The organism is Ruegeria sp. AL3, assembly GCF_056536065.1.
Genome location: NZ_JBQFJG010000002.1, coordinates 332,032 through 354,859 on the forward strand (window position 1 = coordinate 332,032; position 22,828 = coordinate 354,859).

Below are 22,828 nucleotides of genomic sequence, written 5' to 3' on the forward strand. Positions count from 1 at the left end.
ATCAGCCGCCTCCGGCAACGGGCTGGCCCGGGGCTGGCTTTACCCGTTCCAGCGGATAGCCCCACAAGGCCCAGCCGTCGGTACCTTCCGGGAACCAATAGACTTTGGTGTATCCCCATTCGATTGCGCGTCGGGCGGCATTCCAGCTCATCCAGCAATCTTCCAGACAAAAGAACACGAGACCGTGGTCGATATCGCCATCGGTGCTGGCTTCTAGACCGGTACGAAAATAGTCTGTCGTAACATCGGCAATTGCGCCGTAGCCGACATTAGGCAACCACAGTGATCCCGGAATGCTGTCGCGCGGCTTGTCGCGCCAGATCGTGCCTTCAGGCAGATTGGCCGGTTTGGGCGGCTGCGGCAAAACGTCGATGAACGCGACGCTTTGTTCCTGCCATAGGCCGTACGCCTCTTCCGGGCCGATGACCGTCCCGCCGGTTATCTGATCCGGCACCGGCGCGCGGTAGTGGTCCATGCGATAATCACCTGGTTCGGGTACTGTCTGCGCTATTGCAGCAGTCGAGATCAACGCAATTGCCACCGTTGCCCGCATCATTGCGACAGGTCCAGAACCTCTGTCCCCAGATCATTCACCAAGGGAACACCGGCCTCGGCCAATAACGAATTGATCCCGCCCTGGTTACGCCGGATCAGGGAATTCAGCTGTCTTTGCCATACCTTCTCACCCTGCCGCACGCCCATGGTGATGCGATAGAACAGGCGCGGTGGCAGCTCTTCCTTGACCAGCGGGATCACCTTGAAATCAGGATAGTCTGCCTTGACCAGTGGTCCGCCCAGCGGACCCCAAAGAATGGCCGCATCGATCTCACCTGTTTGCAGGTCATCCAGCATGTCGATGGCCGGGCTTTCCACACGTCGGTCAACGAAGAGGTTATAAGGCTTGGCTTGCCCGATCAGCCCGTTCCGCGCCATATGAGCCGCGGGTGGTGTACCCGCCACGATCCCGATCCGTTTCCCTTTGAGCAGGGGAGCGTTCAGCCTGTTCACCTGGGCCAGATCACTGTCCATCGGCACGATCAGCGCATAGGCGGACGTGTAGTAGTGGTTGGTGTTCTGCACCAGCTCATGACCTTGCGCATAACCGATCACCACATCGCAACGTTTGGCGGCCAGCGTGTTCCGTATGAAGCCCGTCGCCTGCGGAAACCAGACATATTGCACGGGCAATTCCAGCTTTGCGGCAATCAATTCGGCCAGTTTGTTTTCAAATCCCGATCCATCCTCGGATGACATGGGATAGTTGGCTGGATCCGCACAGACGCGAAAAGCCGTTCTTGAAACCAGGTCAGACGTCTGCGCCGACACGGGCACTGCCTGACAAAGCCAGACGCAAAGTCCGAAAATCGGCAGGCAGGCCTTAGCCCATACACGCATCTTCATCCTCGCGGATCACGTCGGATTTCGCCTCTTTCTTGGGCGGGCGGCCACGCGGGATCGCGCCCGATCCATGAGCCTTCAAGTATACATAAATGTCATCCAGAAAGCACATCACATTCGGGTTGTCGCCAAATCCCGGCATTACCGAGTTTTCAGCGGCGTTCACCACCTGGCGGCCATTGGTGACGACATCAACGAAGTCGTAATAATCCATTTCCAACGCAGACTCTTTCAGAGCCGGCGCATAGGTCGAGCCCTCGCCATCCGGGCCGTGACAGACATGGCATTCCGCGTGATAGCGCCGGAAGCCCGAAAATGTCATCCAGTCCACGGTTCCATCCTCGGCCACGTTGAATGTCGGGATATCGTCTTCGGTGTAATACCGTCCATCTTCGGAATACGCGACTGCCAGATTGTCAGCGATCGCGGCAACAGGAAGGCACAATGCAAGAATTGAAGCCAGAAGACGTACAGAATGGTTCATGGAACGCTCGTTTCTTTTCAAGTGAATACCGGCGCGGCCCGATTGAACCGCGCCGGCCAGATCTTTGGCTTAGTTCGGCAATGCGAACACGGTCAGCTGACCGCCCAGCGCGGTATAGTCGCTGAGTGCGGCATAGCCACCCACGGCGCCCAGACCGTCATTCGGGTTGGTCAAACCAGCCGCCAGACCGATACCGGCCCAGCCACCGACACCGGACAGGATGCCGATATACTGCTTGCCACCTTGCTCGTACGTCATCACGTTGCCGATGATGCCAGAGGGCGTTTTGAACTTGTACAGTTCTTCACCTGTTTCTGCATGAACAGCCTTCAGATACCCTTCGAGCGTTCCATAGAAGACAACGTCACCCGCTGTCGCCAGCGCACCCGACCAGACCGAGAACTGCTCTGGCAGTGACCACTTGATGCTTCCATCAGTGTTGTCCCAGGCAATGAAGTTGCCCATGCCACCATGGCTGTCTGGTGCCGGATACATTGCCAGAGTTGCACCCACATAGGGCTGACCAGCGGTATAGGACACGCGGAACGGCTCATAATCCATGCAGACATGGTTGGTTGGCACATACATCAACTGAGTCTTCGGCGAATAGGCCGCAGGCTGTTGGTCCTTGGTGCCCAAAGCCGCCGGGCAGATACCGGTCGAGTTCACGTCCTCGCCGTTCTGTTCCGTCGAATACTGCGCAACCACGGCCGGGCGGCCATAGGTTTCGCTGTTGGGATCCATGTCGACGCCAGTTGTCCAGTTCACAACCGGGTCGAATTTTTCGGCCACCAGCAGCTCGCCCGTCACGCGGTCCATGGTGTAACCAAGACCGTTGCGGTCGAAATGGGTCAGCAACTTGCGCTGCTCGCCATCAATTTCCTGTTCCGTAAGGATCATTTCATTGATGCCGTCATAGTCCCATTCATCATGCGGCGTCATCTGGTAGAACCATCTTGCCACGCCGGTGTCGATGTCACGCGCCATGATGGTCATCGACCAGCGGTTGTCGCCCGGACGCTGCGCCGGGTTCCAGGTCGACGGGTTCCCGGTGCCATAGTACATCAGGTTCTCGTCCAGATCCGCGGAATACCAGCCCCATGTGGTGCCGCCGCCGATCTTCCACTGATCGCCTTCCCAGGTGTTTGTACCCGAGTCCGCGCCAACCGGCTTACCCAGATGGGTGGTCTTTTCCGGATCAACAAGAATGTCCGAATCCGGCCCCATGGAATAGGCCCGCCAGACCTGCTCGCCCGAGTTCATATCATAGGCCGTAACAGACCCGCGCACACCGAATTCGCCACCCGAGATACCGACGATGACCTTGTCCTTGATTGGCAACACCGTGGCCGTGTTGGTTTCACCAATCGCCGGGTCGCCATTCTGGACTTCCCAGACGACATCGCCGGACTTGGCATCAAGCGCCACAACCTTGGTGTCGGCCTGATGCAGGAAGATCTTGCCATCCGCATAAGCCACACCGCGGTTCACCGTGTCACAGCACATGACCGGAATCACGTCCGGATCCTGCTTGGGCTCATACTTCCAGACGATTTTGCCCTCATTTGCCAGATCCAGAGCATAGACAATGTTCGGGAACGGCGTGTGGACATACATCATGTCACCAATCACCAGCGGTGAACCCTCGTGCCCGCGCAGAACACCGGTCGAGAAGGTCCACGCCACTTGCAGATCACCTACATTGTCTGCGTTGATCTGATCCAGTTCGGAATAGCGCTGATTTTTGTAGTCACCCGTCTGGATCGCCCATTGTTTTGCGTTCTCCATCTGGGCAACCAGGTCGTCATTTGCATAGGCCGTGGTGGCCAGTGCAATGGCAATCCCGGAGGTCCAAAGCGATAGATTTTTCATTCAATCTCCTCCCTTTCGTGCAGCGATCTCTCTCTGCATTGCAACACCTCACCCAGGTCGGATTACGGTGTCTGTTGATGCTCGCCCCGACCGACGGTTTTCCGGTCGCTTAGGTGGGAGAGCAATGCGATCTCCTACGACCCGCTGTCCTCAAAGGTCGCAAGATATGCTATGATGTTGGCCCGATCGTCCTCTTTTCGCAGCCCGGCGAAGGTCATCTTGATCCCCTTCGCGTAGTCGCGCGGTTTCGTCAGAAACGCGTCCAGTTCTTCGGGTGTCCAAACCAGCCCTTCTTCGGACAGCGAAATCAACACCGGTGAATAGCCAAATCCTTCTACGGTTGCGGCCTGACGTCCAACAATGCCGTTCAGCATCGGCCCCACCTTGTTTTCAGCCCCCTCGCCCACCGCATGGCAGGCCTTGCACTTGCGAAAGACTTTCTCACCCGCTTCGGGGTCGCCTTCGGCACTTGTGAAGGCGGGGGAAAGCATGAGGCAGGTTGCTGCGAATACCGTTCTGATCACTATCAATCTTTCCTTGCTATTTTCATTGGCTGAGACGTTCCGCGTGCCATTCGACATGGTCGCGCGCAAAACTGTTCACGAAGAAATACGAATGGTCATACCCTTCCTGAATTCTGATCTGTCCGGGCTGGCGGCGCTTTGCCATCATGTTGGCCAACGCTTCGGGTTTGAGCAGATCAAGGAACTGATCATCCGCGCCCTGATCAATCAGCAGGTCACCTTTCCAGCCGTGCTCTTCCAGCAGCAGGGTGGCGTCATGCGCGACCCAGGTGTTTTCGTCGTCACCCAGATAGCTGCTGAGCTGTTTACGGCCCCAATCCGACCGCGTCGGGTGCGCAATCGGCGCAAATGCCGAAAGAGACCCGAATTTGTCGGAGTTGCGTATCGCGATCGTAATCGCACCGTGCCCACCCATGGAATGGCCCGTGATCCCGTGACGATCCTGCACAGGGAAATTCTTTAGTACGATGTCGCGCAGTTCGTCGACGATGTAGTCATACATCCTGAAATGGGCCCGCCACGGGTCCCGGGTGGCGTTCACGTAAAACCCGGCCCCCTGCCCCAGATCATAGGCGTCATCATCGGCAACATTGTCACCACGCGGGGACGTATCGGGAAACACAACCGCAACACCGTAATCCGCGGCCGCCTCCTGAAATCCGCCTTTGGTCATCGCGTTTTCATGGGTGCAGGTCAGGCCGGACAAGTACCACAACACCGGCACCGGGCCGGATTTGGCCTGAGGCGGCAGGTAGACGGCAAAGGTCATCTCGCAATCACAGGTCTCGGACGCGTGGGAGTACACGGTCTGCTCCCCTCCGAAACTGCGGTTTTGCGAGATGGTTTTCAAACCCATGTCAGTACTCCACGACCGCGCGGATCGATTTACCCTGGTGCATCAGGTCAAAGCCGTGGTTGATTTCATCAAGCGTCAGCTTGTGCGTGATCATGGGGTCGATCTCGATCTTCCCGGCCATGTACCAATCCACGATCTTCGGAACATCCGTCCGGCCCTTGGCACCGCCGAACGCGGTTCCGCGCCATGACCGGCCGGTGACCAGCTGGAACGGACGCGTTGAAATCTCGGCGCCAGCGGGTGCCACCCCGATGATGATGCTTTCACCCCAACCTTTGTGTGCGCATTCCAAAGCGGTCCGCATCACGCCGACATTGCCGGTCGCATCAAAGCTATAATCCGCACCGCCGCCGGTCAGTTCGACCAGATGCGCCACGATATCACCGCTGACGTTCGAGGGGTTCACGAAATCGGTCATACCGAAATGAGTCGCCATTTCGGCCTTGCCGTCATTCAGGTCGACACCAACGATCTGATCACAGCCCGCCATGCGACAGCCCTGAATGACGTTCAGGCCGATCCCGCCCAGACCAAAGACCACGCAACGCGAACCAATTTCGACCTTGGCGGTGTTGATAACGGCCCCGATGCCGGTGGTCACGCCGCAGCCGATGTAACAAATCTTGTCAAACGGCGCATCCTTGCGCACCTTGGCCAGCGCAATCTCGGGCACCACGGTGTGATTGGCAAAAGTCGAACAGCCCATGTAGTGGTGGATCGGTGTGCCATCCAACATGCTGAACCGGGTCGTTCCATCCGGCAACAGACCGGCACCCTGAGTCGCCCGCACTTTCTGACACAGGTTTGTCTTGGGGTTCAGGCAATATTCGCATTCGCGGCACTCGGGTGTGTACAGCGGTATCACGTGATCGCCGACGGTTAGGCTGGTAACGCCTTCCCCGATCTCCAGAACAACCCCGGCACCCTCATGGCCCAAAATTGCAGGGAAAATCCCTTCGGGGTCATCTCCGGAACGGGTAAACTCATCCGTATGACATAGACCGGTCGCCTTGACCTCGATCAGGACTTCACCTGCTTTCGGGCCGTCCAGCTCAACCTCCATGATTTCCAGAGGTTGGCCTGCCGCCACAGCAACCGCCGCGCGTGTTCTCATCTCCGTCTGTCCTCCCATGGCACCGGAATCAACCGCAGTCCGGCAGCTTGGGTCGAGTATGGGGGCGAGCACCACGTGCAAACAATTAAGACAATGGTGTGTATTGGGTTGAATGGACTTCGCGCGCACATTTCATGCATGATGTCCGCGTGGAGGAAAGCTGTGATGTCAAACGGCAAGCTGATTGTTTTGGCGCTGGCCTGTCTGGGTGCGGCTGGCCCTGGCTTGGCTGCGGATTTCTCCGATCCAACATGGCCGTGCATTCAGCGCAAGGTCGAGGACCTTTCGCTGGGCCTCATGTGGCCGTATCAGGTTGTTGACGGCGAAACCGCTAAAAACACTGCCGACATCGACGAAATCGCCGGGCTGTTGGCCCTGAGGCGGATCGAACTGGAAGACCTTCGGCCCCAGGTTGCAGAGTTCGCCGCGCGGTACAATGGGGATCCGGATATTCTGGGTCAGGTGTTCCAGCGCGTCTTTGACACCTTGTCCAAAAGGCGCAAGCACATCATCGCGGGGATCGGAGAGTTTTCGCTCAAGCAGATCGATCTGGCAGAAAAGATTGATCTGGCCAGGGTGGAAATGGACCAAGCCCTGTCTTCCGACCCGCCCGACCATGACCGCGTTGACGCCCTGGAAGAGCAGCTGGATTGGGATCAGCTTATCTATTCTGACCGTCAACGCTCGATCACCTATCTGTGTGAAACGCCGCAAATCATCGAGCGGCGCCTGTTCGCGATTTCGCAAATGCTGCAACAATTGACCTCAGACCAGGGTTGACGCAGCGCCCTCGGGGGCAAGGAGGGACACATGAAACACGTATTGATCATCTTTCTGACGCTGTCGCCCCTCTCGGCCCTGGGCCAGTCCCCACTCAGCGGCGTTGACATGACTCTGCCCAAAATGACCCAAGCGCAAATGACCCGCGCTGATGTCGTGGCCCGGCTTGCGGCTGCAACGGCCGACGCCCCTGCCGATTTCACCCGGGTCTGGCTGAACAATCTCGACTTGTCCGGGTTGGATTTCAGCAACGCGATCCTGCGAGCGACATCATTGAACGGCACCAATTTGTCGGGATCCACTCTGGACGGCGCGATTCTCAGCCAATCCTGGATGATCGGCGCCAACCTTTCAGGCGCATCGCTTGTCGGGGCCGAGCTGTTCCAGACCCAGCTCAGCCGGGCGGATCTGAGCGATACGGATTTCACAAATGCCAGAACGGCCGCCGATTTTACCAAGGCCAATCTGAACCGGGCAGTATTCAAAGGGGCGGATTTTTCGGCCGACATGCGCAACCAATCCATGGGGCTTATGCGCGGTGTTCTGTCCTCGGCTCGTGGATCGGACGTGGATTTCACTGATGCGCAAATGTCCCGCGCCGATCTGGAATTTGCCAAATTGCCTAACGCCAATTTCACCAATGCCGATTTGTCGATGGCCACATTGGGCGGGGCTGACCTGACAGGGGCCACTTTGTCCGGTGCCGATTTTACGAACGCCGATTTGACGGCAACGCGGCTGACTGATGTTCAGGGCGCAGATCAGGCCAATCTGAACGAAGCGAAAAACGTGGATCGGGCCATTCGCTGACCGGGCTATTCCCATTCGAGTTCGGTGAATGCGACCGTTGCATTGCGCGGGTTGTAGGTGTCAAACAAGTCCCAGTGCACTGCTTCTTCCTGAGCGATCGTTTCAACCGCATCCCCCAACCGCTGGCCACTGTCGATTGCTTTGCGTGTGTCGCTTTCCAGCATGTTCAAATAGCGCATCATATCCTCGGCCCCTTCAGGCCACGCCAGGATCGGCCCACCATGGCCCGGTACGATTTGGGTGACCTCAAGCCCGGTCATCTGTTTCAAGACGCGTTGCCAGCCTATCAGTTGACCATCCAATGCCGGGGTGTGCCGGTGAAATACAAGATCGCCGGTGAACATGACGCCGGTGTTTGCATCCATCACGGTCAAGTCATTCCCGGTATGTGCCCGGGGCCAGGCCCGCAGGATCAGTTTGCGCCCACCCAGATCAATCTCGTGCGTGGTTTCGACGGCGATGTCGACGGAAATCGGCCCGATGCCCACATAGGCGCTTTCGCCGATCGCGGCGCTCAGGCTTTCGACATAGTTGCCCAACCGGTCCAGCAACGCTCTCTCCAGCCCCACATGGCCCACAACCTGCGCACCTGAAAGGGCCAAAGGCTCTGTACCCAATGTGTGATCGGGATGCATGTGAGTCAAAATTACGTGACTGACTGGCTTGTCCGTCTCGGCCCGAATGGCCCGCCAGACAGCCTCGCCTATCCATGGTGCCGTTCCCGTGTCAATCACTGCGACACTCTCCTGGCCAATGACAAACCCGATATTGGACACGTCGCCCAGATTGTCCGCGTCGGGTTCCGCTATCAAGCCGCGATGCACGAACAGACCCGGCGCAGCTTCTTCAAATTCCAGAGCCAGGCCAATGGGTTGGCAATAAGGCGCGCCGCTGCGCCGATCGGACAGCGGCGGAGGAGTTGATTTCAGCTTCTGCTCGCATTCAGCCTGGGATCGGGCTTCGTAACCCGGCAAAAGTTGTTCTCTGCATGGCTCTGCCGCGACCTGCGCGCATAGCAAAATTACGGCTTCAAACATGGCAGCCCTCCGACCGGAACATTGGCATAGATCTCTGCCCGAACCACCGCGCCTTTCGTCGGCATGTATTTTCCCCGCATTTTGTGGCACATTCTTGGCCACCGGTTGCCGGAGGAGACACCATGGCCAGAGCACTAGCACCCGCAGCGATCCTTTCTCTTGCGCTGTCCCTGCCTGCATGGGCACAGCAGCCGATCAAAAATCCGCTGGTCGACAGCGAAACCTGGAAGGACCTGCAATACGATGTCGTGGGCGACGCCCAGATCGGGAACGCGGACACGCTGCTTTCGCTGGACGCCCCATACCGGGCGCATGATGCCGCAACGGTGCCGATCGTTTTGAAACAGCTTGATCCCGATGCCCGGATTTCCGCTGCCACCGTCGTTATCGACGAAAACCCGGCGCCGATCGCAGGCGTCTTCAGCTTTTCACCGGCCATGGGTCAGTTGGATTTCGAGATGCGCGTTCGCGTGAACCAATATTCGAATGTCCGCGTGATCGCTGAAACGCCTGACGGGCTTCATATGACAGGCCGGTTTGTCAAAGCGTCGGGCGGCTGTTCGGCACCGGCCAGCAAAGACCCAGAGGTCGCATTGGCGTCCATGGGCAAGATGAAGCTGCGCAGCTTTGGGGAAGAGGCGCAGATTTCCACATCACGCCGAGAAGCTCAGATCATGATCCGCCATCCGAACTATTCCGGCCTGCAACGCGATCAGGTCACGCAACTGTTCATCCCCGCGCATTTCATCGACCATATCGAAGTCTGGCAGGGCGATGAGTTGCTGTTCACGATGGATGGCGGCATCTCGATCTCGGAAAACCCGGCTTTCCGTTTTGCCTACAATGACAACGGCTCGACCATGTTGACGGTCAAGGCAACGGATACCGAGGGCAACACGTTCGAAAAAGACCTGCCCAAAGCCGCGGCCAGCTGACGGACGAGCCTGCGTTTATCGGAAACAGACAACCTCGGCTTCTGCCTGCGCCCGGCGCAGGTCAGCCACCATGTTTTCGGCCAGTACCGCGCTTTTGAAAAACGCCATACGCTCTCCCCCGACCCGACGCATAGACAGAACAGTTTCCGCCTGTTCATAATGCTCATACGGCAGGATCGAAGCGATCAAATCGATCGAGCATGAACACCTATCCAGCATCTCGCGGGTTTGACCGTTGGTGACCATACATGCAAACACGTAATCCGCGCGCGCCGCGGTCGGGTAGTCATTGAGCCGATCCGCAACGCTTTGTGCTGACGCTGCAATGGGCGCGGCCAGAATGCCCGCGACCAGGGCCGTAAAGGTGATGCGGCTGCGTTCCCGAATTTGGCCTGACGTTTTCATTCGCGACCCTCCTGCATTCCTTCAAACCGCATTTCCGATCGATAAACGGCCGTGCCGTCACGTTCGGAAACAGCTTCCGCCACAAGGCTCAGATACCAGCCCGGAACCTCTTCTGACACCGTGACGCGAAGAACCAGGTCTCCGAACCCTTGCATCCGGTCGCGGTTCGGATCCTCGGCGAAAGGACGCATGAAAATGGTCCGAACGGGGATGGTTCTGCCACCAATCGCCGCCTCGCCTTCGACGATCTCGGCAGGTTGAACCAGCGCATCCTTGATACGGTTTCGGATGTAAAACGGGCTGCCTCCGGCGGACTCGGCCATATCCCGGATGGCGCTTTCATAGAAAACCATGATCATCGGATTGCCGACGCTGGCCGGAAAAACACCCATGGCGCGGTGTTTGTCATCTTGGCGAAATTCCAGATGGGCCATCTCGTTCCCGTCATCCAAAAAACTGAGAGAGATAAGACCGGTATCGCGTTCCGCCGCATCGGGTCTTAGCCGGTTTGTGACGGTACGCTGATAGATCAATTCCTTGTCACGTTCGATTGTGTCCAGAACGCCATTTTGGAACAGCAAATCATAGGCTTGCTCGGCATCAACCGATGCCGCGGAAACGGCTTTCAAACTCAGAAACAAAACGGCGATGCCGCAAAGAAGCCTTCTCATAACCTGGCCCTCCCAAGGATGAGAGTATGGGCAAATCGCCCCATGTCATCGCCGACTTTTGTCGGTGTTGAGCGTTTGCGCGTGCAGGGCATTCTGTATCTTCCAAAAGATCAAGGACCGCAGCCGAGGCAGCTTGACCGGTTTCGCCATAACCGAAATTTCATGCCGCAATCCGTCTTTGCGCAACGCTTCGCTGCGATCAGCCGTGATCAGAATCGCCGGAACTTGAGTCTGCGTCATCTCTCGGATCCGGTGAATGGCCATCACGCCAGTTTCCCCATCATCCAATTGATAGTCGGCCAGAATGATATCCGGGGGCATTCCTATGTCTTTTATGAATTGCAGCGCTTCCTTCGGCGACCGAGCCGGCAGAACACTGGCGCCGTTCTGTTCCAGCCACTGGGTTGTTCCAAAAAGAACATCGCGGTCATTTTCAATCACCAGAATGATGAAATCCAACGGCACGTCGCCCGTATTGGCCAGAAGATCCAAGGGTTCGATGGTGCTTGGCCCACTTTCGACCCTGTCCATTTCTATGCTGAACACTGAACCAATGCCAGGTTTGGACCGCAGCGACAGCTTGTGACCCAACAGCCGGCAGGCGCGGTCCACGACGGACAAACCCAGCCCCATGCCGGACCCCAATGGCACGTTTTCGGCCCGAGTGAATTCCTCGAACACGCGTTCCTGGTCTTTGCGTGCGATACCGATACCCGTATCCCAGACCTGCAAAATGACCTTGTCGCCGCGCCTGCGGCACCCCACCAGAACCCGACCACCCGGTTCGGTATACTGGATGGCATTCACGACCAAATTCTGGATCGAGCGCAACAGATAGACCGGGTCGGATTTCACGATTTCCGAACACGGAACCACATCAAGCGTCACATTCTTGCTCTCGGCCACCAGCGTTTGGTCGCCCTGTATCCCTGCAATCATCGTAGCAAGGCTAACTTCTGTGGGTGAGACCGTGTCCGGGTCAGCGGTTTCAAGCCGCGATATATCCAGCAATGAGTGCAACAGTTGTTCAGCAGATCCAAACGCACCGTCCAACCGCTCCATCATCTCATGAAGCTCTGTCTCACGCGTGATCTCCAGCAGGGTCGAGATCATGAGTTTTGCGGCATTGATCGGTTGAAGCAGGTCGTGGCTGGCGGCCGCAAGAAATCGTGTCTTGGAAGAAACCGCAGCTTCGGCGCGTTCCTTTGCGATCCGCAGCGCCTCTTCCACCCGCGCTTTTTCTTCGTATTCCTGAACCAGCTTGGCGTTGGCATGGGTCAACTCTGCCGTGCGTTCCATAACCCGGTTTTCCAGGGTTTCGGTCGCGCGTGCTTCGAACGTTACGTCTTTCAGCTCGACCAGAAAACCACCATCCGGCAGCTGGTTGACCTGAATGTCCAATACGCGGTCTGATCCGTCGCGCACACGTTTGCGCAACCAGCCACGACTTTTCAGCTCGTGTTGCCACTTGCCGATCCTGAGTTCATCATCGGCCTTGATCAGCCCACGCGCCCGCATCAGATCCAAAAGCGTTTGCACTGGCATATTTGCCTGCAAGACGGATAGCGGCAGGTTCAGTATTTCCCGGAACCGCGCATTGTGCATCATGATCTTCGTATCTGACGAAAACGTGCAAACGCCTGAGCTCATGTTTTGGAAAACCGCCTTAAGGTAGTCCTCCTGACGGTCAATAAGGGTTTCTTTCTCATCACGGTTTCTGCGAACAACGGATGTGATATCGGTCAACAGAATGACCACATTCTGAGGCGACGTGTATTGTGCGCTGAGTTGATACCAACGATCCCCACGCAGTTCGATCACGTCGCTGGACACCATCCCGGTATGGCAATTGCGCTCAAGCGCATCCAGCATTTTCGATATGCCATTATCGGACGATACGAATTCAGGACTGTTCTGCACCAACAGAAAAAACCGACCCAGGCTGAGGCCGGGCCCGACAACATCAGACATATCCGGGAAGATCGCCTGAAACAGCTCGTTGCACAGGTTCAAATCACCATCCGTGAACAGCGCAAACCCTTCTTCCATGGAAGACAGGGCCTTGACGAGGCTCTTGCGGGTTTGTTCGCGTTCGTATCTGGCGCTTTCAAGTTCGGTGGTCGCGCGTTCCAGATCGCGACTCTGCTTCATCACCTGCTGCCGCAACTCTATCGCCGATTGAAACGCCAGAAAGGCGGACGGGCCTACATCTTTCTGACGGTTGGCGCGCCGCATCAGCGCATCAATGATCTTGGCCTGTTTGGATATCTGGATCTCTGGCGGGTCGTCAGGATTAAGCATGATCAGCTCAGTTCCCGCTTTTCGGGTTCAAAGAAAGCGACCCCTACAAAGGTCTGGTTCATGTGAACGCCGGATTGCTGTTCGCCGTAGGTGTTGAAGCCAACCACCCGGTGGGATTGCAAAACATCCGAAACCTGTTTGCTCAACTGCTTCTGTTCGATTTCGAGTTTCCGCAGAATACAGTCGAATCCAAGAATGAAATCCGGGGCCGTCCCGGTGTTGTCGCGCACATTCAACCCAGCTTCGAGCGTTTCAATAATCTCCTTCCCGCGCCCCAGTGTCATGATAAGGCCGTCATCGATCGCCGCTAGAAAAGACAGGGATCCCCCCTCCATCGGTTCACGAATGGCACGTACATAGTAATTGAGGTTCTGTCTGAGAAGCAGCGGGTTTTCCGCGAACACCAGTGGCGAAAGATCTTCGGCCGCGCACCCGACCAGTCGTGCATATTCCTGCGCTGCCGGCGCCCCGTTGATCTCATACACCACCCGTTCTTCCGGGTTGGCGTCGGTGATGATGATCTCTGACCCGATGGGCAGGAAATGATCAAGACCGATACCCTGAAAACCAAGGTTGGTTTCAATCAACAACAGGACGGCAGCATTGTTGTGCGCGCTGCCACCGTGAAAAACGAACGTCTCTTCATATTGAAGGCCATCCCCGGCAGAGCCGCCAAATATCGGCAATCCATCCAGAACGGTTTCCAGCGTTGAAACCAGCAAGTCTTCCTGCTTGGACAATCCATCCGTAAACACCAGAGCCAGCCTGTTCCACCCCGCCGTGTGGCGGAATCTTTCGGCCAGTCGCTGCGCTGCGGCAGCGATCTCCATTGAATTGAGCGGCCTGAGCGACTCGAACAAAATGGACGAACACCGAAAGTTGGACTTTGGAAAGGCCAACAGCAAAAGCGCATGGGATTCATAACCCGATCGCGTGATTTGACCTGCGGTAGTGCAGCCAAATACTGGAACACCCGCAAGTCTTCTGTTCAGGCAACGTGACACCTCTGCCGGGTCAAGAGTGCTGGGAATAAAGGCCAGGACAAAGCAGGACGACAGACTGTCGATTTCCGCGCAGGCTTCTTCAACGGCGGTCGTCGGGTCCAAATCATCGGAACGGCCAATCGCAATGAAATTTGGTTCATGCTCCAGATCCCGCATGTGTCCCCCCTAGTGTTGAAGAAAGGATTTGACCTCCGGTTCGTGTCGCGACTGTCTGGCGACAACCGAGTCGACCAGAACAGCGGCCTGGGTCCGGTTGCGCACCCCAAGGCGGCGCAGCAAAGCGGTGATATGTGCCTTGACCGTCGCCTCGGCCAACGACAGCTCATATGCAATCTGTTTGTTGGATTGGCCCACGCAGATAAGCTTGAGAATTTTAACCTGCTGCGGCGTCAGTGATGAAAGCTCGGGGCTGGATTGGTAGACGGTGCTTTCGGAGGGCTTCAGCTCTTCGACGCGGTTGTATTCGGTGGGTACGTATCTCCGCCCAGAGCTGATCTCCTGAATGGCGTGTTTCAGGGTTTGCGCCGGCGTATCTTTCGGCAGAAATCCCATCGCACCGTGGTCCAGCAAAGATCTTACCAACTCTCCGGATGCCAGTGACGATATCACCAGAACCGGCGCATTCGGACAGCGCTGCCGTAGCTGCTGAAAACCCGAGATACCCGTTACGTCCGGCAATTTCAGATCGAACATGATCAGATCGGGCTTGAAGCCTGCGCCAAGTATTTCAAGTGTCTGCTTCAGCGTGTTGGCTTTTTCAATTCGGCAGTTCTCGAAGCTCAGCTGCAACGCCGCGGCCAAGGCATCGCTGAACAGCGGATGATCATCCACGATAAGCACGCTGGACACCTGGTCCACCGGTTTAGGGCATCCCGCAATGTGCATTGCTTCTCCTCCGACAGGAAAGGTACAGCATTTCCCGATCAGTTCAACTGTTTCATTTTGAGACACGCGAAAGATACCATAGATAACAAATGCTTGATGACTCAGCCGGTCTGGTTCCCGAGGAAGACCCTGGCAAACGCCTTCAAATCGGGCGCCGCAGCATTGGGATCAAAATACTGCCTGTCAAAGTCTTGCATGTGTTTGAGTCGACTGGATGAAGGGCCGTCGCGGCGCAGGACGGCAGAAGCCGCTTGCCGCAGCCTGTCTGCGCGACCAGCCCTGGCACTGCGTCGCAATTCCCGGGCCAACGGATCAAAAACCCCAAAGCGACGCAGTGCCCTTGAAACGGCCAGTTTGTGACCGGACATTCCAAACCCCAAACCGGCCAAAAAAAATACAATGGCGGTTGCGGCCATTGGCCAACCCAACAGCGTTGCTGCTGGCGCATCTGCCTCTGCGCCGCCAAGGTTTACGTCTTCGATGGCCGTGCCATAGGCAATGCGTTGTGGTGAGATGACGACCTCTCGGGTTTCACGGGCCACGGTATCAAAGTAACTGAATTGTAAGGGTTCAACGATGCCGGATGTGTCGTTTGAAGGGCGTATGGTCCAGCGCCAGAACGCATGGGTGACCGGCCCTTCCGGGGTCAGTTCGACAAGCCGTTTCTCAGGATGCGGGAAGATCAGGGCCGAAGGCGAGGTCAACTCGGGCATGGGCGGGATCATCTCGGGCGTCGCGCCCAGAGCTTCCAGTCGAATGACGCGCAAGACCCCCTCACCCGGTGCAAGTTGATCCGGCGCATTCGACCACTGATCCGAAATCTGCAATTTGCGAACCGGAAACCACCACTCCTTGGTGGCCGGGGCTTGCGCCACCTGAATGGTCAGCGGCTCTGATTGAATCTCGTGTTCGAACCAGTCGTCATTTTCGTCTGTCAGGGTCAACCTGTGCAAAAACGGACCAATTGTAAGCTTGCCTGCCTCGACAGGATAGATCGCCATCCGTCGGGTGAACACTTTGTATTTCCGGCCATTGATCCTTTGCTCCGACCAGCTGTCCGGGCCCAGTTGCGCCCAGCTGAACCCATCCAGGCGGGGTTGGATCAGCTCTTCGCGCGTGATGTGCCGACGATAGACACCCCGGATCGTCAACAGCACCATCTCTTGGGTGAAGGGAACCGGGGCATTGTCTTCGATGGCAACTTCGATCAACGCCTCGGAGGGCAGCACTGTTTTCGACTGCGCCAAAACCTGCATCGGAAGTGCAATAAGAAGCAGAAACAGCCACTTCATTCCGGGTTCTCCGCTTCCGGAGGCGAAAGACCAAGCTTTTCCCGGCGCTTGTGTTCGTGTGCGATCCGTGCCGCCATGAACTCACCCGGAACATCGGAAAGCTGATTGAGCCAGCGCAGATCGGCAACCATGAACTTGTCATCAAAGATGCGGCGCACGCCCAGTTGCCCGCGACTGTCCAATTCCGCCAGTCCCAGCATCGTGTTCGCGTTCGTGACCTCACTGCCGGTTCCCGCCGCCCGCGCATTCCCGCGCGCGACAAAACTGTCGGCCTTGGGGCCGGATTTCCGTTCGGGGAAAAGGCTCAACGCCTCTGGGGTGATCTGCTGCCCTGCGTAATAGGCGGCCAGCACATCGAAATTCGCCTGGGCATCCAGGTTTCCCCTGGCCATGGCCTGATCATAGGCTTCCAGCGCAGCGGCCAATTGGCCGGTCCGGGCGTAAGCATTGCCGAGGTTGTACTGGTTCCCGGCGTGCTCGAAAGCACTGGCTGCTTTGTCAAAAACGCCCGCACGGTAGAAGGCAACACCTTGCCAGTCAGGGTCGGAAAACAGTTTTGCAGCCATTGGATACAGACCGATTGCCAATGCGACGCGGCCAAAAGGGGCAGCGCCGCCCAGCGCAAAGGCAACGGCAATACAAGTGGCACCTGCAATCGCGAACCACCTCATGCCCCTTCCCTCCAGAACAAAAACAGCAGGGGGAGCAATGCGAAATACAGCAAGTACCGCCCCAGATCATGCCAGAACAGCACCGGATAGTCCGCCCGTATCAAGCGGGTTGCGGCATCATCTGCCAGCCAATTGGCCAGATCATCTGACTGGTCCAAAGTGAAGACAGCGCCACCGCCGAGCGCGGCGTGGGTTTGGATTTGCGCAGTCGTGCGGTGAGCCGACACCAAGGACACGCGCACCCCTCGTGCAGCAAGCAATGCGACCCGCTGCAATGAGGGTGATCCCAGCCCGTCCCCGTCAGTGAACAGGACGACGTCCCCGGCCAGGATGCCCGCCCCTTCCATCCGCTGCAAAGCCAAAGCCAGCGCGCGTTCGGGTCGCGATCCCTTGTCCGGAACGGTCTGTCCATCGATGAGCGACAGCGTTTGACCCAATTGGCGGTGATCGGTGGTCATATCCGTGGCGACATAGGCATCGCCCGCGTAAACGATGATGCCGCCGGGGCGGGACCCAAGCGCACTGACACCCAAACGCCCCATGCTCAGCAGTTGCGGCCAGCGGTCGCCTTCCGCCACGCTGTCAGATGCATCCACAAGGAACAATACGCCATCCAGATTGCGATAGGTCTGCGCGTCGCGCCGTTCGATTGCCGGGCCGGTCAGGGCAATCGCGACGATCCCGGCGGTCAGAAGCAAGGCAGCGGGTTTGAGCGGGAAGGAGCCGCCTTCGATCCGGCCGATCGCGGCCATCGCCTGGACAAGCTGCGGGTCGGTGATCTTGTCCCAGGCTCCGAACCCTCCGGCACGGGAAAGCAACCACCACCCTGCCCCGCAGATGACAGGCAGCAAAAGCCCCCAGACCGGTCTGAGTAAAGTGACATCCAGCTCAATCATCACGCTTGCCTCCACGCCGCCAACAGGGCAAGTGCGGCCGCCATTGCTGCGGGCCAGGTCCAGAATGATCGGTAGACCTCGGCCGTAAGGCCCGCGCTGTCCGTCGCTTCCAGCCGATCCAAGGCCTGAGTCACGTCGACAAGATCATCGGTGGTTTTGACGCGAAACGCTTCGCCGCCTGAAATTTCGGCAATGGCGCGCAGGGTTGTCGCATCGACGACGCCGCGCTCACCAGGTTCGGCGCTTTGCAGGTCTTTCGGGCCCAGAGCAATCGTATGGACCCGCACCCCCATCTCGGCCGCCAGTTCGGCCACGCCACCGGGGTTCGTGGCGCCCGCGTTGTTCACTCCATCCGACAACAGAATGACGACCCGCGACACCGCCTGGCTGTCGGCCAGGCGCTTCAAAGCAAGGCCCAGACCATCGGATATGTTTGTCGCACGGCCCGAGATACCGATCGTGGCCTCTTGGATCCGTCGCGCGACAGCCTCGGTATCGAAAGTGAAAGGCGTGGCGAAATAGGCTTCGGACCCGAAAACAATCAAGGCCACCCGGTCGCCGGCGCGGCGTCGGGCGAACTCGGATCCAACGCGTGTCACCGCCTGCAAACGGGTGATCTGGCGCCCATCGAGATAAAAATCCTCCCGCACCATCGATCCCGAAAGATCCAGAACAATCGCAAGGTCCCGTCCGGACACTTTCAGGGCGCTGACGGGTTGCAGTTGGCGCGGACCGGACAGTGCAAAAATCATGAGCCCCCAAATGATCCACAAAATCAGGAGGTCCGCCAAAGTCCGGGTCCTGGCCTGAGCCTGTGGGCTGGCCGCCATAAGCATTCCGCCTATGCGGTCCGGAACTGGGAACCCCCGCTCGAAAACCGGCCGCGGCTTGACCAAACGTGTGATGACAAGAGGCAATGGCAGCGCCAACAAGATCCAGGGGTCAGCAAGCTCAAACACGACTAGCGACCTCCTTTTGCAGGGTCGCCAGATCCGGTTCACCACCGGGTCGATAAAGATCACCCGTCAACTCTGCATAACGCGTCGGATTCTGAGCGCGCAGTTTGTGCAATAGAGCCACCCTGCGGCGATCCACGGACCACCCCGGTTGTTCAACAGATCGATCCGGTGGATCCGGCCGCCTGTTTGCTGCGGTCTTAACACTCAGCAACCGCAAGATGGCGACACAGCCGACCGAAGCCAGCGCCGCGATACCAAGAACAGCCGCGAATTCCGCAACCGCCCCACCTGCGGCCTCGGCGGGCAAATGGATATCCCGCAGGCTGGCCAGCATCGTGGCTTCAGAGAGTGCTTTCTCACTCATGCCACATATCTTGCCGCGAAAACCGACGAAATGCGACGAGAGGTTTGTTCGACCGGGTCACTGGCATTCAGGACAAGCGCAGGATGTGTTGCCACCTTCTGAAACGCAAGTTCGCCGGCAGGCTCTGCCCGGGCCAGATAGACCCGCTTTTGCCGCCCATCTGAAAGGCGGATCGGATACCAGCCTCTTGGCATCTCATGCGCTTTGCTTTCAGTCACAAGCAGCAGTCTGGGGGTGCGGCGATGATTGAGCCGGTCCAGCACGTCCGAAAAGCCCTCTCCCTGCTGATCAAAGCCAGACGCGATGATAATCTCGGCGCCCGTCGGCGTCAGGCGCTCAACGCCGGCAAGTGCCTGTTCCAGCGTCCAGCTTTCATCCTCACCTTTTTGCAGCGCGGTCAGACTGCGCGCATGAGCCTGAACCAGGCCACCGATCACATCCAGCATTCCGCGCGTTTTCCCTCGCAACGGGACGATGACGGGTGCGCCGGGGGTAAGCGCCAAAAGACCGACACGCCCGCCGCTTTCAACCATGAACCATCCGATCAGGGTCAAGGCTTCGGCGGCAGCGACTGACAGAAACGCCCGCTGGATGCCCCAGAACATCGGTGCACGAAAATCCGCAACCAACAGGGCGACGCGGTCCTGTTCCTCCTGAAACTGCCGGATATGCATACGCCCCGTGCGGGCGGTCGTTCCGCGATCCAAATGACGAATGTCATCCCCGTCCACATATTCGCGTACATCAGCAACCTCGACGCCCTGCCCGCGCTTTCGGGTCAGAAATCCTCCGGGCAGGGCCGTCATTGTCGGGTTGCCGCGGTCGGTCAATGCGATATGCCGCAATGCAATCAAGGCCTCGGTCGTCAGGCGAACCCCCGCATGTGCCAGCACGCCCGTCACAGCGGCTCGACCGCATTCAGAATGTCGGCCACCAACTCGCGCGGCTTTTTCCCATCTGCAACGGCTCTCCAGGTCAGCACCATGCGGTGGGCCAGCGCATCGGGCGCAACAGCGGCGACATCTTCAGGCAGGGCGAAATCCCGGCCCCGCAGATAGGCGCGCGCGCGCGATGCCGAGGCCAGGGCCAATGACCCGCGCGGCGAGACTGCGTGTTCAATATATTCGGAAAACGGACCTTCACGGGTGGCAAGCACAAGCCGTACGATATAGTCCCGCAATTCTGGCGCGACGTGAACCGACTGCGCTTCGGTGCGGGCAATCTTCAACTCTTCAAGCGTCATCCGCTGCGCGTCCGGAGGCCCATTCCGGGTTTCGGCGATGACCAGATCAAGAATCTCACGTTCCGTTTCCAGATCCGGCAATGTCAGTACGACATGCAGCAGAAACCTGTCCAATTGCGCCTCGGGCAAAGGAAAGGTCCCGTCATGTTCAATGGGGTTCTGGGTCGCCACGACCAGAAAGGGATCCGGCAGAGCGTATGTTTCATTGCCAACCGTAACCTGGTGTTCTGCCATGGCCTCCAACAAGGCAGACTGCACCTTTGGCGGCGCGCGGTTGATCTCGTCAACCAGCACCAGAGTGTGAAACACCGGCCCCGGAACAAACTCAAAGCGGCCTTCCTGAGGCTGGTAAACCGGTGTTCCGGTCAGATCAGAGGGCATCAGGTCAGGTGTGCATTGAATACGGGCAAAGCCGCCCTCGACAGCGTTTGACAGCCATTTGACCGCCCGTGTCTTCGCCAGCCCGGGCGGACCTTCTACAAGAAGATGACCACCTTCCAGCAGCGCGATCAAAAGAGAGTCCACCAGATGCGCGTGACCGATAAGCCCCTGCGACAGATACGCGGACAATCCCGCAATGGCGCGTGGCGGGTTTTCAGGCCTCGTATCCATATGTCCTCCCATAGCCTCTGAGGGCGCATTGCCTGCGCTCAGGCTACCCGGAGTCACCCGCCCGATAAAACACGTCAGATGGTATTACCTGGGCACACGAACCGAATTGGTGCAGCCTTCATCAAAAAGGGCTGCAAATCTGGGATTGGCCAGGGTTTCGTCCGCCTGCGCCCATAGCCGGTCATATTGGGCATCAATGTATTCGATAAAGCCGGGGTCTATGGTTTGATCCACCGGGGATTGCGCGACAGCATGCATCATGAAGATGTCAAACGCACAAAGACCGCTTGGGTTCGAATCCAACAATGCGCGCATGAAGTCGTGCGAACTCCAAGGCAGGCGCTGCAAGTTTACCGGCGTTTCCTGCAATTTCGACAAGAACCCTGACGATTTGTCATATAGCAGGATGTCCATGCCAAAGGTGAAGGACTGAAACAGCTCTTCCAGCAGGATCGATTTGTGAAAATCCCTTTCCAGCTTGCTGGTTTGATCATGCGCCGGTTGTTTGACCACAATATGGGTCCCCTGCCCCCGATAACCAAAAAAGGTCTGTGCCATCGCCGGTGATGTCACCACATAGTTTCGACCCGCAGGCAAACCAAGCTGGTGGAGTTCACTGAGCCAGTCGATATCTGACGAAAGGTCCCGATTGGGAGGGTGCCCGGAATACAATCGCAAAACCACGGTTCGACCGGTTCCACAATCGCGCGCAGATGGGCCTGCGTAGCGCATGGGTGTCGGGTGCCCGAAGCTGTGTTTCAGCAACGCCCGAAAAGTATCAAGAACGACAAGCGTTTGCGGATGCGGTTTTTCACCAACCAGGCACAGGGCTGCACCGGCCTGATCGCGGCCATTGATGTGAACGGGGATCGCCATGTCGCGCCCCAGCATCGTGGACCGCAGCTCATACCCCCATCCTCTCTGTGCAAGTTCGATATAATCGCTCTTTTCTGCACAAAGCGCGCCTGCAAAAGCGACAATCGCCAATACTTGCAACAACAGATACCGCATTCAGCCCCTCTCAAAGTGACGCGCATTCTATCCGGGATACGGGACTCTCGCAAAATTCTTTTAAATCCGCCTGGATGGGAATAACGATCCTTTAAGCCCACCAGCTGAGCAACCTGCTGAACCGGGCAGGTTCCGGGCGTGAATTGATCCTTGCGGATCATGTTAACCAGTTCGATGCCGGCTAGGGCAGATGCAGCTGAAGAGAAAGACCTGAAACCCAACATGGGCCTGATGCGACGTTTGATGACTTGATGGTCCTGTTCCACGATGTTATTCAAACACTTCCGCCTGATCATCTCGATTGGGATCGGGCAGCCAAAACCTTTTCAGCATTTTGTTGATTGCTTTGATACCGGCAGTGTTGGCCCGCTTTTGTCGATGACAATCTTCCGTGGCAAACCGTTCACCTCAAGCGCCCAAGAGAAAAACTCTGTCGCAGCGGTCTTATTGCGGCGCTTAGATAGCATGAGGTCCAGGGTCTTGCCGTGTTTGTTGATGGCCCGATAGAGATAAACCCACTCACCCTTCACTTTCACATAGGTTTCATCCATGCGCCATGAACGATCAGCGGCGCTTTTTGTACCGCGACGCATCCGCTACAAGACCGGCATATTGGTTCACCCATCGGTTCAGAGGTGCGTGATCCAGTTCAACGCCACGTTCCGCCATGATTTCTTCCAGATCCCGGTATGAACACCGTATCA

The 22,828-nt window shown here is 57.6% G+C and carries 24 protein-coding genes and 1 pseudogene; 3 read left to right on the plus strand and 22 right to left on the minus strand.

Going from position 1 to position 22,828, the window contains the following annotated elements; genetic code table 11:
* Position 1: 1 nt before the first annotated feature.
* The 7 genes from ACR3E6_RS17970 to ACR3E6_RS18000 all read right to left on the minus strand — a co-directional run bounded on the left by ACR3E6_RS17970 (position 2) and on the right by ACR3E6_RS18000 (position 6,248).
* Positions 2–556 (minus strand): PQQ-dependent catabolism-associated CXXCW motif protein, encoded by a 555-nt coding sequence (locus tag ACR3E6_RS17970; protein ID WP_210093072.1) that lies wholly within the window; start codon positions 554–556, stop codon positions 2–4.
* Positions 553–1,395 carry a substrate-binding domain-containing protein gene (locus ACR3E6_RS17975; RefSeq protein WP_371732279.1) on the minus strand — a complete coding sequence of 281 codons (843 nt, stop codon included), beginning with the start codon at positions 1,393–1,395 and terminating at the stop codon, positions 553–555. The genes ACR3E6_RS17970 and ACR3E6_RS17975 overlap by 4 nt, the downstream gene beginning before the upstream one ends.
* Complete coding sequence (locus tag ACR3E6_RS17980; protein ID WP_171637183.1) at positions 1,379–1,882, minus strand: c-type cytochrome, methanol metabolism-related; 504 nt, start codon at positions 1,880–1,882, stop codon at positions 1,379–1,381. Before ACR3E6_RS17980 ends, ACR3E6_RS17975 begins: the two co-directional genes overlap by 17 nt.
* A 69-nt stretch (positions 1,883–1,951) precedes the next feature.
* A complete protein-coding gene (gene xoxF5, locus ACR3E6_RS17985) occupies positions 1,952–3,754 on the minus strand; it encodes a lanthanide-dependent methanol dehydrogenase XoxF5 (protein ID WP_171637184.1) in 1,803 nt (600 codons plus the stop codon).
* 134 nt (positions 3,755–3,888) lie between these two features.
* On the minus strand, positions 3,889–4,245 hold the full coding sequence (locus tag ACR3E6_RS17990) for a c-type cytochrome (RefSeq protein ID WP_480488528.1): 357 nt from the start codon (positions 4,243–4,245) through the stop codon (positions 3,889–3,891).
* Positions 4,246–4,300: 55 nt separating this feature from the next.
* Positions 4,301–5,134, minus strand: a complete 834-nt coding sequence (gene fghA / locus ACR3E6_RS17995; protein WP_216598307.1) for an S-formylglutathione hydrolase — start codon at positions 5,132–5,134, stop codon at positions 4,301–4,303.
* A gap of 1 nt (position 5,135) precedes the next feature.
* Positions 5,136–6,248: an S-(hydroxymethyl)glutathione dehydrogenase/class III alcohol dehydrogenase gene (locus tag ACR3E6_RS18000; protein WP_171637187.1), complete on the minus strand. Its 1,113-nt coding sequence runs from the start codon at positions 6,246–6,248 to the stop codon at positions 5,136–5,138.
* 165 nt (positions 6,249–6,413) lie between these two features.
* On the opposite strand from ACR3E6_RS18000, the gene ACR3E6_RS18005 reads away from it, so the two are divergent.
* Both ACR3E6_RS18005 and ACR3E6_RS18010 read left to right on the plus strand, forming a co-directional pair.
* Positions 6,414–7,028 (plus strand): hypothetical protein, encoded by a 615-nt coding sequence (locus ACR3E6_RS18005; RefSeq protein ID WP_171637189.1) that lies wholly within the window; start codon positions 6,414–6,416, stop codon positions 7,026–7,028.
* A 30-nt stretch (positions 7,029–7,058) separates the two neighbouring features.
* Positions 7,059–7,838, plus strand: a complete 780-nt coding sequence (locus tag ACR3E6_RS18010) for a pentapeptide repeat-containing protein (RefSeq protein ID WP_210093075.1) — start codon at positions 7,059–7,061, stop codon at positions 7,836–7,838.
* Positions 7,839–7,843: 5 nt separating this feature from the next.
* Here the strand turns inward: ACR3E6_RS18010 and ACR3E6_RS18015 are convergent, their stop codons facing one another.
* Positions 7,844–8,875, minus strand: coding sequence for a quinoprotein relay system zinc metallohydrolase 2 (locus ACR3E6_RS18015; protein WP_480488531.1), 1,032 nt, complete (start codon positions 8,873–8,875; stop codon positions 7,844–7,846).
* A gap of 122 nt (positions 8,876–8,997) precedes the next feature.
* On the opposite strand from ACR3E6_RS18015, the gene ACR3E6_RS18020 reads away from it, so the two are divergent.
* Positions 8,998–9,810: a quinoprotein dehydrogenase-associated SoxYZ-like carrier gene (locus tag ACR3E6_RS18020; protein ID WP_210093077.1), complete on the plus strand. Its 813-nt coding sequence runs from the start codon at positions 8,998–9,000 to the stop codon at positions 9,808–9,810.
* Between the two features lie 15 nt (positions 9,811–9,825).
* Here the strand turns inward: ACR3E6_RS18020 and ACR3E6_RS18025 are convergent, their stop codons facing one another.
* The 14 genes and pseudogenes from ACR3E6_RS18025 to ACR3E6_RS18090 form a co-directional block, all read right to left on the minus strand.
* Positions 9,826–10,215 (minus strand): hypothetical protein, encoded by a 390-nt coding sequence (locus ACR3E6_RS18025; RefSeq protein WP_245218211.1) that lies wholly within the window; start codon positions 10,213–10,215, stop codon positions 9,826–9,828.
* Positions 10,212–10,886 carry a hypothetical protein gene (locus ACR3E6_RS18030; protein ID WP_171637194.1) on the minus strand — a complete coding sequence of 225 codons (675 nt, stop codon included), beginning with the start codon at positions 10,884–10,886 and terminating at the stop codon, positions 10,212–10,214. The genes ACR3E6_RS18025 and ACR3E6_RS18030 overlap by 4 nt, the downstream gene beginning before the upstream one ends.
* Before the next feature lie 45 nt (positions 10,887–10,931).
* Positions 10,932–13,187 carry a hybrid sensor histidine kinase/response regulator gene (locus tag ACR3E6_RS18035; protein ID WP_480488534.1) on the minus strand — a complete coding sequence of 752 codons (2,256 nt, stop codon included), beginning with the start codon at positions 13,185–13,187 and terminating at the stop codon, positions 10,932–10,934.
* Between the two features lie 2 nt (positions 13,188–13,189).
* Entirely contained in the window at positions 13,190–14,347 is a 1,158-nt protein-coding gene (locus ACR3E6_RS18040; RefSeq protein WP_480488536.1) for an FIST N-terminal domain-containing protein, read from the minus strand.
* A 9-nt stretch (positions 14,348–14,356) separates the two neighbouring features.
* On the minus strand, positions 14,357–15,076 hold the full coding sequence (locus ACR3E6_RS18045; protein ID WP_171637197.1) for a response regulator: 720 nt from the start codon (positions 15,074–15,076) through the stop codon (positions 14,357–14,359).
* A gap of 101 nt (positions 15,077–15,177) precedes the next feature.
* Positions 15,178–16,368: a hypothetical protein gene (locus ACR3E6_RS18050; RefSeq protein ID WP_480488538.1), complete on the minus strand. Its 1,191-nt coding sequence runs from the start codon at positions 16,366–16,368 to the stop codon at positions 15,178–15,180.
* Entirely contained in the window at positions 16,365–17,039 is a 675-nt protein-coding gene (locus tag ACR3E6_RS18055) for a tetratricopeptide repeat protein (protein WP_171637199.1), read from the minus strand. Before ACR3E6_RS18055 ends, ACR3E6_RS18050 begins: the two co-directional genes overlap by 4 nt.
* On the minus strand, positions 17,036–17,935 hold the full coding sequence (locus ACR3E6_RS18060) for a vWA domain-containing protein (protein ID WP_171723925.1): 900 nt from the start codon (positions 17,933–17,935) through the stop codon (positions 17,036–17,038). Before ACR3E6_RS18060 ends, ACR3E6_RS18055 begins: the two co-directional genes overlap by 4 nt.
* Positions 17,935–18,894: a VWA domain-containing protein gene (locus ACR3E6_RS18065; RefSeq protein WP_480488541.1), complete on the minus strand. Its 960-nt coding sequence runs from the start codon at positions 18,892–18,894 to the stop codon at positions 17,935–17,937. Before ACR3E6_RS18065 ends, ACR3E6_RS18060 begins: the two co-directional genes overlap by 1 nt.
* Positions 18,887–19,258: a hypothetical protein gene (locus ACR3E6_RS18070; protein WP_171637203.1), complete on the minus strand. Its 372-nt coding sequence runs from the start codon at positions 19,256–19,258 to the stop codon at positions 18,887–18,889. Before ACR3E6_RS18070 ends, ACR3E6_RS18065 begins: the two co-directional genes overlap by 8 nt.
* Positions 19,255–20,160, minus strand: a complete 906-nt coding sequence (locus tag ACR3E6_RS18075) for a DUF58 domain-containing protein (protein ID WP_480488543.1) — start codon at positions 20,158–20,160, stop codon at positions 19,255–19,257. The genes ACR3E6_RS18070 and ACR3E6_RS18075 overlap by 4 nt, the downstream gene beginning before the upstream one ends.
* Positions 20,157–21,113 (minus strand): AAA family ATPase, encoded by a 957-nt coding sequence (locus ACR3E6_RS18080; RefSeq protein ID WP_171205901.1) that lies wholly within the window; start codon positions 21,111–21,113, stop codon positions 20,157–20,159. The genes ACR3E6_RS18075 and ACR3E6_RS18080 overlap by 4 nt, the downstream gene beginning before the upstream one ends.
* Positions 21,114–21,197: 84 nt before the next feature.
* Entirely contained in the window at positions 21,198–22,124 is a 927-nt protein-coding gene (locus tag ACR3E6_RS18085; RefSeq protein WP_480488545.1) for a hypothetical protein, read from the minus strand.
* Between the two features lie 158 nt (positions 22,125–22,282).
* Positions 22,283–22,717, minus strand: a pseudogene (locus ACR3E6_RS18090) (IS6 family transposase); the annotation flags it as partial.
* Positions 22,718–22,828 lie beyond the last annotated feature (111 nt).

Bases quoted from the DNA above. Each gene is read 5' to 3' on its own strand.
- ACR3E6_RS17970 (WP_210093072.1), bottom strand. From the start codon at position 556: ATGATGCGGGCAACGGTGGCAATTGCGTTGATCTCGACTGCTGCAATA.
- ACR3E6_RS17975 (WP_371732279.1), bottom strand. From the start codon at position 1,395: ATGCGTGTATGGGCTAAGGCCTGCCTGCCGATTTTCGGACTTTGCGTC.
- ACR3E6_RS17980 (WP_171637183.1), bottom strand. From the start codon at position 1,882: ATGAACCATTCTGTACGTCTTCTGGCTTCAATTCTTGCATTGTGCCTT.
- xoxF5 (WP_171637184.1), bottom strand. From the start codon at position 3,754: ATGAAAAATCTATCGCTTTGGACCTCCGGGATTGCCATTGCACTGGCC.
- ACR3E6_RS17990 (WP_480488528.1), bottom strand. From the start codon at position 4,245: ATGCTTTCCCCCGCCTTCACAAGTGCCGAAGGCGACCCCGAAGCGGGT.
- fghA (WP_216598307.1), bottom strand. From the start codon at position 5,134: ATGGGTTTGAAAACCATCTCGCAAAACCGCAGTTTCGGAGGGGAGCAG.
- ACR3E6_RS18000 (WP_171637187.1), bottom strand. From the start codon at position 6,248: ATGAGAACACGCGCGGCGGTTGCTGTGGCGGCAGGCCAACCTCTGGAA.
- ACR3E6_RS18005 (WP_171637189.1), top strand. From the start codon at position 6,414: ATGTCAAACGGCAAGCTGATTGTTTTGGCGCTGGCCTGTCTGGGTGCG.
- ACR3E6_RS18010 (WP_210093075.1), top strand. From the start codon at position 7,059: ATGAAACACGTATTGATCATCTTTCTGACGCTGTCGCCCCTCTCGGCC.
- ACR3E6_RS18015 (WP_480488531.1), bottom strand. From the start codon at position 8,875: ATGTTTGAAGCCGTAATTTTGCTATGCGCGCAGGTCGCGGCAGAGCCA.
- ACR3E6_RS18020 (WP_210093077.1), top strand. From the start codon at position 8,998: ATGGCCAGAGCACTAGCACCCGCAGCGATCCTTTCTCTTGCGCTGTCC.
- ACR3E6_RS18025 (WP_245218211.1), bottom strand. From the start codon at position 10,215: ATGAAAACGTCAGGCCAAATTCGGGAACGCAGCCGCATCACCTTTACG.
- ACR3E6_RS18030 (WP_171637194.1), bottom strand. From the start codon at position 10,886: ATGAGAAGGCTTCTTTGCGGCATCGCCGTTTTGTTTCTGAGTTTGAAA.
- ACR3E6_RS18035 (WP_480488534.1), bottom strand. From the start codon at position 13,187: ATGCTTAATCCTGACGACCCGCCAGAGATCCAGATATCCAAACAGGCC.
- ACR3E6_RS18040 (WP_480488536.1), bottom strand. From the start codon at position 14,347: ATGCGGGATCTGGAGCATGAACCAAATTTCATTGCGATTGGCCGTTCC.
- ACR3E6_RS18045 (WP_171637197.1), bottom strand. From the start codon at position 15,076: ATGCACATTGCGGGATGCCCTAAACCGGTGGACCAGGTGTCCAGCGTG.
- ACR3E6_RS18050 (WP_480488538.1), bottom strand. From the start codon at position 16,368: ATGAAGTGGCTGTTTCTGCTTCTTATTGCACTTCCGATGCAGGTTTTG.
- ACR3E6_RS18055 (WP_171637199.1), bottom strand. From the start codon at position 17,039: ATGAGGTGGTTCGCGATTGCAGGTGCCACTTGTATTGCCGTTGCCTTT.
- ACR3E6_RS18060 (WP_171723925.1), bottom strand. From the start codon at position 17,935: ATGATTGAGCTGGATGTCACTTTACTCAGACCGGTCTGGGGGCTTTTG.
- ACR3E6_RS18070 (WP_171637203.1), bottom strand. From the start codon at position 19,258: ATGAGTGAGAAAGCACTCTCTGAAGCCACGATGCTGGCCAGCCTGCGG.
- ACR3E6_RS18080 (WP_171205901.1), bottom strand. From the start codon at position 21,113: ATGGATACGAGGCCTGAAAACCCGCCACGCGCCATTGCGGGATTGTCC.
- ACR3E6_RS18085 (WP_480488545.1), bottom strand. From the start codon at position 22,124: ATGCGGTATCTGTTGTTGCAAGTATTGGCGATTGTCGCTTTTGCAGGC.